Below are 11,065 nucleotides of genomic sequence, written 5' to 3' on the forward strand. Positions count from 1 at the left end.
ACGATTAGCGTCGAGGCGGCGAGTAGCCGGCGACGCACTTGTCGCGTGAGCGCAGGGCACTCAGCTTGTGGCGAACGGTCATGCCGGCTCGCCTCGGGAAACGCGGACGGCAGCCAGTGCCGAAGGCGCGGTACAGGAAAACAGCGGCGTTGCAGCGCAGGACGAAGGAGTCGATTCGCGGTGGTGCATTGCCAACCTCTCCCATTCGACGACCGCAGGCCGGATGGCGACGGCATGACTGCCGTGGCCGCATGCCGATGTCACATCCCCATCGGCTTCACAAGCCTTCTACGCCGGGGTGGGATGTCTGTCAAGCATTCGCGGCGATATGCGCGAAGCCGCGTCAGGGGAAGGGAAACACGCACAAAAAAGCCCCGCCGAAGCGGGGCTTTGGTGGCTCGCGGCCTGCGCCGCGAGACTGTCGCGCAAGCGCTCGATCAGAACTTGTAGTTGACCGACGCCGCCAGCACGTTGCCGCTGACGTCGTAGCTGCCGATCAGGGTGTTGCCGGTAGCGGTGGTCGAGTTGATGCTCGGATCGCTGGTGAACAGGTGGGTATAGCCGAAGCTGTACTCGGCCTGCTCGGACGGACGCCAGCTCAGACCCAGCGAGACCCACTTGCGGCTCGCGTCGGGCACGCGCACGTCGCGGTGCTCGTTGCTGGTCGGGGTTTCGTCGTAGGCCAGGCCGCCACGCAGGGTCAGCGTGTCGCTCATGCGGTAGTCGGCACCGATCGAGACGAAGGTGGTGTCGTTGTAGGCGAAGTTCAGCACGCTGTCGGGCTGGTTGTTGGCAAAGTCCACCGTCACCTGGTCGAACTTGCTCCAGGCGGTGCGGCTGACGTCGGCCATCACCGTCCACTGCTCGTTGATGGTGTGGGTGAAGCTGGCGGTCGCGCTGGCCGGCAGCGTGACCGTGGCGCGGCCCTTGGTGTCGACGAAGGTGCCCGGCGCAGCGACGGCCAGCACGGTGGCGGCGTTGGCCGGCGTGGTGAAGTCGGCGGTGCCGTCGGTGATCTTGTGCTCGACCTTCGACCGGTAGCTGAAGCCGATGTGGGTGTTCTCGTCGATGCTGAACAGGCCGCCCAGGGTGTAGCCGATATCGGTGCTGTTGCCCTTGATGCGCGAGTAGCCGTCGGCACTGCCCGGCGCGAAGCCCGGCACCCGGCGCGCGGCCAGGACGCTGCCCAGATCGATCGCGTTGGACAGATCGATGTCCAGGCGCTCGGCGAACACCGACGCGCCGAACGACACGTACGGGTTCACGTCGTAGGAGAAGGCGAGGTTGAGGTCGATCGCCTGCAGCTCGGTCTTGACGCCGTTGTAGCGGCCTTTCCAGTCGCGGTCGTATTCGGTCTTGAAGCCGTACGGCACGGTCAGCGAGGTGCCGAAGTGCATGTTGTTGTTTTCGCCGAACGGCAGGTGGAAGTAGACCGCCGGGACCGGCGCGATCGTGCCGGCATCGCCGCCGTTGCCGCCGGAGATCGCCGAGCCGGTGGCGTAGGTGCCGGTGCCCTCGTACTTGGCCGCGAACTGGATCGCGCTGACGTCGGCCTGGAACACCTTGCCGTCGAGCTGGCGCATGCCGGCCGGGTTGTTGGCGATGATCGAGGCGTCGCCGGGGGCGCTGCCGGAGCCGGCGAAGGCGCGGCCCAGGCCCTTGGCGCTGTTCTCCTTGAGCTGGAACGCGGCGCCGTGCGCCTGACCGATGGTCAGGGCGCCGACGATGCCGACGGCCAGGGCGGTGAAGCGGACGAACTGGGTTGCGTTTTGCATGGCTTGTTACTCTCCGGAAGACGAAAATGTCTGTGTTCGCGTCTGCGCATCCCCCGCTGAGCAAGCCGGAAATGCGCGCCGGAGTCCCCTCCCGACATACGACGCCGTATGCAGTATACCCCTCTGCGTTAACCGAACAATAACAATACCGCCCGTTCAGTTTCGCGCGGAGTAGGCGTGCGTTCAGCCGGAGGGAGCCGGTATCGTTACGGGCCGCGTTCCCCGGTACTGGCATGTTCGTCTCCATTCCCTCCCGCGACCGGACCACGCTGCGCTGGGCCACGCCGTTGCTGTTCGCGGCGATGTGGCTGGCGTTCCTGTGGTCGATCAGCCGCCCCAACCAGGCCCGCGCCACGCTGTGGCTGGACTGGGGCGCGCTGTCGGCCGGCGTCGCCAGCCCGCGCGACTGGCTGGCGACGGTGCAGGACGGCAGCGTGCTGCGGCTGTTCACCGCGTTGTTCCTGCATGCGGACTGGTCGCACCTGCTCGGCAACCTGGTGTTCCTGCTGATCTTCGGCCTGCCCGCCGAGCGCGTGCTCGGGCCGTGGCGCTTCCTGCTGCTGTTCCTGGGCGGCGGCGCCCTCTCCAACCTGGCCGCGGTGTTCGCGATCGGCACCCCGGACCGGGTCATCATCGGCGCCAGCGGCGCGGTCTCGGCGCTGATCGGCACCTACCTGGCGCTGTTTCCGCGCGCCAAGCTCGGCGTGGTGCTGCCGCTGGGGCTGTTCCTGGAATTCGTGCGCGCGCCGGCCTCGCTGCTGATCGGCACCTGGGCGGCGCTGCAGGTGGTGTTCGCCTATATCGGCCCGGCCTTCGGCATGGTCGCCTGGTCCGCGCACCTGACCGGCTTCACCCTGGGCATGGCGTACGGGCTGTACGTGCGCGCGGCGATCGCGCGGCGCCTGCGCAAGCGCAAGGGCTTTTGATCCGCCACGCCATCGCGCTACCGCGCTCTATACTTCGCGCATGGCCAAGTCCCTGTACAAAGTGACGTTCCTCAACCACGGCAAGGTGTACGAGCTGTACGCGCAGCACGTGGGCAGCAGTCACCTGTGGGGCTTCAGCGAGATCGGCGGGCTGGTGTTCGACCTGCACGACGGCCTGGTAGTCGACCCCACCGAAGAACGCCTGCGCGAGGAATTCGGCGACACCAAGATGCTGCACCTGCCGATGCAGAGCATCGTGCGCATCGAGGAAGTGGAGAAGAAAGGCCAGTCCGCGATCCGCGACGCGGCCACCGGCGAAAAGGTGATCACCCCGTTCCCGATGCCGGGCAAACCGCGCTGAGCGCATGCGGGGTGAAGTGCCGGTCAGCGCCACGCCGCTGTCGGCATCCAGTGCTTTTGTAGGAGCGGCTTCAGCCGCGACCGGGCGTTGCCGGTAACGCCCGGTCGCGGCTGAAGCCGCTGCTGCAAGAGCATCGTGCGGATCGCAATGCGCTCGATCGCAGGTGGCGCGCCATGCACGGCGCACCACGCCGCGCACCCTGCCGGCGCGGCGAACGGCAAGCGCCGCGTCAGTCGCCCGAAGGCGGCGTCGGCGTGTCGGTCTTGGGCGGATCGACCTTCGGCGCCTCTGCGGCCGGCGCATCGGTCTTCGGCGCCACGCTCTTTGGCGCGAGCGTCGCCGGCTTGGCCGCGGTCGGCGCGGCCGCCTTCGGCTTGGCCTTGGCCTGCTTGGCCGCAGCGGCCCTGGCCACCGCACCGGGCTGTTTCAGTTCGGCCAGCGCCTGCGCGATCGGTGCGTCGCCGGGCAGCACGTCGCCGGCGCTATAGCCCTCGGCGCCTTCGTCGTCGCCGTGCAGGTGGCCGGGCAGCGTCGCTTCGCTGTAGTCGGCCAGCACCGCCGGCTTGTCCGCGTCTTCCTTGCTCTCTTCCGGGCGCAGCACCACCTCCGGCACGATGCCGCTGGCCTGGATCGACTTGCCGCTGGGCGTGTAGTAGCGCGCCGTGGTCAGCTTGACCGAATCGCCGTTGTCCAGCGGCAGCACGGTCTGCACCGAACCCTTGCCGAAGGTGCGGCTGCCGACGATGCGCGCACGCTTGTTGTCGCGCAGCGCACCGGCCAGCACTTCCGAGGCGCTGGCCGATCCGGCATCGACCAGCGCGACCATCGGCGCACCGTTGAGCAGATCGCCGGGCGTGGCGTCGAACTTGGAATCGCTGACCGAGATGCGCCCGCGCGTGGTCACGATGGTGCCCTTGTCGAGCAGGTCGTCGGCCACCTGCACCGCCGCGGTCAACAGGCCGCCGGGATTGCTGCGCAGGTCCAGCACCAGGCCGCGCAGCTTGCCGCCGGACTGCGCCTGCAACTGCTGCAGCTGCTTGTGGAAGTCCGCGCCGGTATCGGCCTGGAACGTGCTGATGCGGATGTAGCCGTAGCCCGGCTCGAGCATGCGGCTGCGCACGCTGGCCACGCGGATGGTCTGCCGGGTCAGGGTCACGTCGAACGGCTTGTCCACCTTCTCGCGAACGATGGTCAGCACCACCTTGCTGCCGGACTCGCCGCGCAACGGCTCCATCGCCTTGACCGCGCTGATCGGCTTGCCGTCGATGGCGACGATGATGTCGCCCGAGCGCACGCCGGCGCGCGCGGCCGGCGTGTCGTCGATCGGCGACACCACCTTGAGCGTGTTGTCCGGCAGCTGCAGCAGTTCCACGCCGATGCCGTCGTAGGCGCCGGTGGCCTGTTCGTCGAAGGCCTCGGCGTCTTCCTTGCTGAAATAGGTGCTGTGCGGATCCAGGTCGAGCAGCAGGCCGCGGATCGCCGACTGCATCAGTTTCTTGTCGTCGACCGGATCGACGTAGGCTTCCTTCACCGCGTTGTACACCGCCACGTAGCGGCGGATCTCGTCCAGCGGCACGCGCGAGGTGGCCGATTCGGTGGCGTCCGGATCGTCGGCACTGGCGGTGGAGGCCGAGGGCGTCTGTTCGCCGGCGCTCTGCGCCATCGACGGCAGCGGCGCCAGAGCAAGCAACAGGGCAGCGGACAGAACTACGCGCATGAAGCACTCCGATTGGGGGATGACCTGCACCGTCCACGGCGCAGCTGTCCGGATTATGCGCGAAAGCGGGCTAAATCCGCGTTGAATGCACGGCCTCGGTGGCGCTCAGCGCCGCTGCAGCCACGACGACGGATCCACCGGCTGGCCGTTGCGGCGCAATTCGAAATACAGCGCCGGGCGCCCTTGCCCGCCGGAATTGCCGACCTTGGCCACCGCATCGCCGCGCTTGACCCGCGCGCCGGGATCGCGCAACAGCGTGTCGTTGTGCGCGTACAGGCTCATGTAGCCGTTGCCGTGGTCCACGATCAGGATCATGCCGTACCCGGTCATCCAGTCGGAGAACACCACCGTGCCGTCGGCCACCGCAGTGATGGTGCTGCCGGCCGGCGCGGCGATCAGCACGCCGTTGCTGGTGCGTCCATCGGGCAGCTTGCCGCCGTAGCGCGCGATCAGGTCGCCGGACAGCGGCCAGCCCAGGCCCCCGACCTTCAGCGCCGGCGCCGAGGCCACCACCTTGGGCGGCACCTTGCTGCCGCCACGCGACGGATTCTTCGCTGCGGCCTTGGCCTGCGCGGCCTGCTCGGCCGCCGCGCGCCTGGCTGCCGCACGGCGCTCGGCCTCGGCCCGCGCCGCCGCCGCACGCAGATTGGCCAGCAACGTCTCCAGCGCCTTGGCGTCCTGGCCCAGCGCCTTCTCGCGCTCGCTGCGGTCCTGGTAGCGCTCGTCCAGTTCGGACACCAGGCTGGCGCGCTGCTTGCGGTCGCGCTGCAACGCCGCCGCCTGTTCCTGCTGCTGGCGCTGCGCTGCGCTGAGCTGTTGCCGCTTTGCCGCGACCTCGCGCTGTACCTGTTCCAGCGCCTGCAGCTCATGGGTCAGTGTGGCGATACGCTGCGCGCGTTCGCGCTGCAGATAGCGGTGATAGGCCAGCAGACGGTTGGCGTCGGCCACCCGGTCCTGCGCCAGCAGCAGCTTCAATGGCGCATTGCCGCCGATCGCATAGGCCGCGCGCAGCAGCTGCGCCAGTTCGGCGCGCTGCCGCACCAGGCCGTTGCGCAGCGTGTCGCGCTTGCGCTCCAGTTCGGCCAGGGTCTGCTGGTGCTGCTGCAGCGCCTGCTGGGTCTGCGCCAGGCTGCGCCCGGTGGTGGCCACCTTCTCGTCGGCCTCGCGCAGCTGGCGCGCAGCATCGCCGCGCTTGCCTTCCAGCTGGCGCCGCTCCTCGGCCACGCTCTTCAGCTCGCCGCGCACCTTCTCCAGGCGGCGCTCGGCCTCGCGCGGGTTCTGCGCCAGCGCCAGCGTCGCGATCAGCAGCAACACCGTTCCCGCCAGCCACCTCGTTGCCGCGTACCCAGGCGCGCGCAGGCGCCGCCCCGGCGCGGCAGGCGAGGCGGAGCGCAACGAAGCGGAGGCGGTTGCGGGCAAGGGCTGGTCCAATGACTTCAGGCAGGTGCGGATTGTAACGAAGCATGTTGTGATCGCCGCACAAGTAGGTGCCGCGACTGGCCGGCGTCCCGGAGGTGGGTGATGAAGCGTACGCATGTATCGGTCCTGTTGGCGCTGGCCCTGGCCGCCGGCCCCGCCCTGGCCGCAGAAGGCATCAGCAAGGTCAACGGCAGCATCACCGCCGAATCGGGCAAGCAGTACGGCGACCTGGAAACCGTGAACGGTGGCATCACCGTCGAATCCGGCGCCAGCGTCGGCGATGTGGAAACCGTCAACGGCAGCCTCAAGATCGCCGACAACGCGCAGACCGGAGGCTTGTCCACGGTCAACGGCGGCATCCGTGTGGGCCAGCAGGTGCAGATTTCCGAGTCCATCGAGACGGTCAACGGCGGCATCTTCGTCGACCGCGGCGGCCGCATCGGCGGCAGCGTGGAGAGCGTCAACGGCAGCATCGGCCTGGTCGCCACGCAACTGGAAGGCGGCATCGAGACGGTCAACGGCGACATCACCGTCGGCCACGATTCGCACCTCGGCGGCGGCATCGAGATCAAGAAGCCGAGCTTCAGCATCTCGTTCAAGCCGACGCGCAAGCCGCGCATCATCATCGGTCCGCGCGCGGTGATCGACGGTCCGCTGCATTTCGAGCGCGAGGTGACCCTGTACGTGCATCGCAGCGCGAAGACCGGCCCGATCAGCGGCGCCACCGCGCAGCCGTTCGACGGCGACACCGCGCCGGAGAATTGATCCGGCCGCGTCGTCCGCACTGCCGGCGGCGCGCGCGCGGGACTTGCCTATAGAATCGGGATTCCTCACACCCCAGGAGCCCCCATGTCCCGCAAGCTTGTGCTGTGCCTGGCCGCCGCGGCCGCGCTGACCGCGTGCAAGCGCGAGGCGCCGGCCCCGGCCGCCGATGCCGCGCCGCCCGCGCCCGCTCCTGTGGCCGCCGCGGGCCACGCCTTTTCTCCCGAGATCACGCCGGCCGACTTCGGCGAGCTGGTCAAGACCCTGTCCTCGGACACGTTCGAAGGCCGCGGTCCCGGCACGGCGGGCGAAGAGAAGACGGTCTCCTATATCCGCGATCAGATGCAGCGCATCGGCCTGCAGCCGGGCAACGGCGACAGCTGGTTCCAGGACGTGGCGATGACCGAGACCACGGCCGATCCGAACACCACGCTGAAGCTGGAGCAGAACGGCAAGCCGCGCGAACTGAAGTTCGGCACCGACATGGTGATCGGCACCCGCACCGGCCAGACCGAGGTCAAGATCGACGCCAGCGACATGGTGTTCGTCGGCTACGGCGTGGACGCGCCCGAGCAGAAGTGGAACGACTACGCGGACCAGGACTGGAAGGGCAAGACGGTGGTGATGTTCGTCAACGACCCCGGCTTCCACACCGAGGACGGCGCGCTGTTCGAAGGCAAGCGCATGACCTATTACGGGCGCTGGACCTACAAGTTCGAGGAAGCCGCGCGCAAGGGCGCAGCCGCCGCACTGATCGTGCACGACACCCCCGGTGCCAGCTACGGCTGGGACGTGGTGAAGAATTCCTGGTCCGGCGCGCAGTACGACCTGCCGGCCAAGGACGATCCGGAACCGCGCATCCCGGCGCAGGGCTGGATCACCGCGCAGGCCGCCAAGCAGCTGTTCGCAGACGCCGGGCTGGACCTGGACCAGGCCTACAAGGACGCGAGCAAGCGCGGCTTCAAGCCGGTGCCGCTGAAGGCCAAGCTGTCGGTGGACCTGAAGAGCACGATCTCCGAGAAGAAATCGCGCAACGTGGTCGGCGTGCTGCCCGGCAGCAGCCGTGCCGACGAAGCGGTGCTGTACATGGCGCACTGGGATCACCTGGGCAAGCACGAGGGCGAGACCGGCGACAACATCTACAACGGTGCGGTCGACAATGCGACCGGCGTCGCCGGCATCCTCGAGATCGCCGACGCATTCGTGCACCAGCAGCCCAAGCCGGAACGCTCGGTGGTGTTCCTGGCGGTGACGCTGGAAGAGTCGGGGCTGCTCGGTTCCAAGTACTACGTCGCCCACCCGACCTTCCCGTTGAACAAGATCGCCGGCGTCATCAACCTCGACGCGATGCCGGTCGCCGGCCGCGCCAAGGACCTGGTGGTCAACGGTTTCGGCAGCTCCGAGTTGGAGGACCTGCTCAAGCCGATCGCCGCCGCGCAGGGCCGCGTGCTGCATGCCGAGTCCTCGCCGCAGAGCGGCTTCTATTTCCGCTCCGATCACTTCAACTTCGCCAAGGCCGGCGTGCCGGCGCTGTACATCGATGGCGGCGAAGACCTGGTCGACGGTGGCATCGATGCCGGCAAGCGCGCTGCCGAGGACTACGGCAAGCATCGCTACCACACGCCCGCCGACCAGTACGATCCGGCGACCTGGAAGCTCGACGGGGTGATGGACGACCTGCAGGCCGTCTACGGCGTCGGCAAGGGACTGGCGGCGGGCGACGCATGGCCCAACTGGTATCAGGACAATCCGTTCAAGGCCGCCCGCGACAGCATGATGGGCAATGCCAAGCAGGCAGCGGCGACGCCGGGCAAATGACCGGCTGACGCGTTCTTGGCGACGGTCACGACAACGGCGCTGCGGCGCCGTTGTCGTTTCGAACTATCGGCCATCGCCGCTGGCGCATGAGCCCGCGCTTTCCTGTAGGAGCGGCTTCAGCCGCGACAGGCGTTCCCGATATGGCCTGTTGCAGCTGATGGTCCCGCGGTACCCCAGAGCCGCCTCTACACGTTTCCTTGCCCGTAATCACCGGAACGCCAAACTGCTGCAACGCAAGGACATGCCGCATGACGCGCACAAAAAAGCCTGGACACTCGCGTGTCCAGGCGCATCGTCGAACGTTTCCTATATAGCGCATGGGCCGACCGCGACGTTGCGCGGCCGACCATGCCGCTGCGTCAGGCGGCCTGCTTGGCTTTCTCCAGGCTGGCCATGTCGATGACGAAGCGGTACTTCACGTCGCCCTTGAGCATGCGCTCGTAGGCCTCGTTGATCTGCGCCATCTCGATCGTCTCGATGTCCGACACGATGCCGTGCTTCGCGCAGAAATCGAGCATTTCCTGGGTCTCGCGGATGCCGCCGATCAGCGAGCCGGCCAACTGCCGGCGCTTCATGATCAGATTGAACACCGTCGGCGACGGATGCGGCTCGGCCGGCGCGCCGACCAGCGTCATCGTGCCGTCGCGCTTGAGCAAGGTCAGGAACGCGTCCAGGTCGTGCGAGGCCGCGACGGTATTGAGGATGAAGTCGAAGCTGTTGGTATGCGCCGCCATCTCCTCCGGCAGCTTGGACACCACCACTTCGTCGGCGCCCAGACGCAGTGCATCCTCCCTCTTGTTCGCCGAAGTCGTGAACAGCACCACATGCGCGCCCATCGCGTGCGCGATCTTCACGCCCATATGACCCAGACCGCCCAGGCCGACGATGCCGACCTTCTTGCCCGGTCCCACCTTCCAGTGATTCAGCGGCGAATAGGTGGTGATCCCGGCGCACAGCAGTGGCGCCACCGCAGCAAGGTCCTTTTCGGCATGGCGGATCTGCAGCACGTACTTCTGGTCGACCACGATATGGTCGGAGTAACCGCCATAGGTATTCTCGCCACCGAACATCGGGCCGTTATAGGTGCCGACGAAGCCGCTTTCGCAATACTGCTCTTCGCCGTCCGCGCAGGACGCGCAATGCCGGCAGCTATCGACCATGCAACCGACGCCGGCCAGGTCGCCGACCTTGAAGGCCTCGACCTGCTCGCCGACCGCGGTCACGCGACCGACGATTTCATGTCCCGGCACGGACGGGTATTGGGTGTTCTGCCATTCGTTACGCGCCGTATGCAGGTCGGAATGGCAGACGCCGCAGTAGAGGATCTCGATGCTGACGTCCTGCGGCCCGGTCGCGCGGCGCTCGAACGCGTAAGGGGTCAGCGGCTGATCGGACGCCAGTGCGGCGTATCCATTGGCTTGGCTCATGGGAGAGTTCTCTCGTGACGGGGGAAGGGGTAGCGGCTTGAGGGACTCCGGTGTCGTCGGAGCCGACAGCGCAGGTCGAAGCCGGCTGGCGCGGCAGACGAAAAGTCTAAGCCGCGATGCATTAAAAGCACGCATCGCCGGTGGAACGGAGCGAACCATCGTGGCAGGCAGGCCAGGGAACCAAGGACGCCGTCGCGGGATCGCTCGGATCGGCCACGGGTGTTCGACTGGAGGTATACGCGAACCCGTTGGACGGGCGTGTGGTGAGCGCGGAGGGGGATTGAGGCGCGTGGTGTCACGCAGGTCCACGACCTGAAGTACGACGACGGGCTGTGGGAAGCACGTGCGCACAGTGCGGCGGGTCAGCGGGTGGAACTCTACGCGGACCCGACGGATGGAGGGGTGGTGAGCGCAGCGGGGGACTGAGGGCGTGGTGTTTGTGTATCTCGCGGCCAATAAAAAATCCCCGTCCTTGCGGACGGGGATTTGGGGTAAAGCCCCTGGCGATGACCTACTCTCGCATGGCTTGAGCCACACTACCATCGGCGCAGCTGCGTTTCACTTCCGAGTTCGGGATGGGATCGGGTGGTTCCACAGCGCTAATTTCACCAGGGAGACGGTTGGAGTGTCGCCGGGTTGCGTCTTCGGACAAGGCACGGATGTGCGGATTATCGGAAGGACGGCAACTGGCGCCAGCCTCTCATAGGGTGTGACGTAGCGAGCATTTGGATAGCTATCGACGTGTGTCGTGCTAAGGGTTGCTTTTTGAGGAAGCAACTTGAGGTTATATGGTCAAGCCGCACGGATCATTAGTATCAGTTAGCTCAATGCATTGCTGCACTTACACACCTGACCTATCA

At 67.2% G+C, this 11,065-nt stretch carries 9 protein-coding genes and 1 rRNA gene; 5 read left to right on the forward strand and 5 right to left on the reverse strand.

Going from position 1 to position 11,065, the window contains the following annotated elements:
- Window positions 1–437: 437 nt before the first annotated feature.
- Window positions 438–1,775, reverse strand: coding sequence for an outer membrane protein transport protein (locus tag HDC36_RS12945; protein ID WP_179567888.1), 1,338 nt, complete (start codon window positions 1,773–1,775; stop codon window positions 438–440).
- A gap of 233 nt (window positions 1,776–2,008) precedes the next feature.
- Between HDC36_RS12945 and HDC36_RS12950 the strand changes: the two genes are divergently transcribed.
- On the forward strand, window positions 2,009–2,701 hold the full coding sequence (locus tag HDC36_RS12950) for a rhomboid family intramembrane serine protease (protein ID WP_039006253.1): 693 nt from the start codon (window positions 2,009–2,011) through the stop codon (window positions 2,699–2,701).
- A 40-nt stretch (window positions 2,702–2,741) separates the two neighbouring features.
- Window positions 2,742–3,062, forward strand: coding sequence for a DUF1820 family protein (locus HDC36_RS12955; RefSeq protein ID WP_142742976.1), 321 nt, complete (start codon window positions 2,742–2,744; stop codon window positions 3,060–3,062).
- A 229-nt stretch (window positions 3,063–3,291) separates the two neighbouring features.
- Here the strand turns inward: HDC36_RS12955 and HDC36_RS12960 are convergent, their stop codons facing one another.
- The gene (locus tag HDC36_RS12960) at window positions 3,292–4,779 is read right to left on the reverse strand and encodes a S41 family peptidase (RefSeq protein WP_179567890.1); all 1,488 of its coding nucleotides are present in this window, start codon (window positions 4,777–4,779) and stop codon (window positions 3,292–3,294) included.
- 105 nt (window positions 4,780–4,884) lie between these two features.
- Window positions 4,885–6,138: a peptidoglycan DD-metalloendopeptidase family protein gene (locus HDC36_RS12965; RefSeq protein ID WP_255432741.1), complete on the reverse strand. Its 1,254-nt coding sequence runs from the start codon at window positions 6,136–6,138 to the stop codon at window positions 4,885–4,887.
- Window positions 6,139–6,300: 162 nt separating this feature from the next.
- Between HDC36_RS12965 and HDC36_RS12970 the strand changes: the two genes are divergently transcribed.
- Together HDC36_RS12970 and HDC36_RS12975 are read left to right on the forward strand one after the other, a co-directional pair.
- Window positions 6,301–6,963, forward strand: coding sequence for a hypothetical protein (locus HDC36_RS12970; protein WP_179567892.1), 663 nt, complete (start codon window positions 6,301–6,303; stop codon window positions 6,961–6,963).
- 84 nt (window positions 6,964–7,047) lie between these two features.
- A complete protein-coding gene (locus tag HDC36_RS12975; RefSeq protein ID WP_179567894.1) occupies window positions 7,048–8,778 on the forward strand; it encodes a M28 family metallopeptidase in 1,731 nt (576 codons plus the stop codon).
- A gap of 359 nt (window positions 8,779–9,137) precedes the next feature.
- On the opposite strand, the gene HDC36_RS12980 is transcribed toward HDC36_RS12975, so the two are convergent.
- A complete protein-coding gene (locus tag HDC36_RS12980) occupies window positions 9,138–10,205 on the reverse strand; it encodes an NAD(P)-dependent alcohol dehydrogenase (protein ID WP_179567896.1) in 1,068 nt (355 codons plus the stop codon).
- A gap of 279 nt (window positions 10,206–10,484) precedes the next feature.
- On the opposite strand from HDC36_RS12980, the gene HDC36_RS12985 reads away from it, so the two are divergent.
- A complete protein-coding gene (locus tag HDC36_RS12985) occupies window positions 10,485–10,631 on the forward strand; it encodes a PepSY domain-containing protein (RefSeq protein ID WP_179568103.1) in 147 nt (48 codons plus the stop codon).
- A 72-nt stretch (window positions 10,632–10,703) separates the two neighbouring features.
- On the opposite strand, the gene rrf is transcribed toward HDC36_RS12985, so the two are convergent.
- Window positions 10,704–10,818: ribosomal RNA gene (gene rrf, locus HDC36_RS12990) — 5S ribosomal RNA — on the reverse strand.
- Window positions 10,819–11,065: the final 247 nt, after the last annotated feature.

Origin of the sequence: Xanthomonas sp. JAI131 (assembly GCF_013410075.1) — a bacterium.
Taxonomy (GTDB): Bacteria; Pseudomonadota; Gammaproteobacteria; order Xanthomonadales; family Xanthomonadaceae; genus Xanthomonas_A; species Xanthomonas_A bonasiae.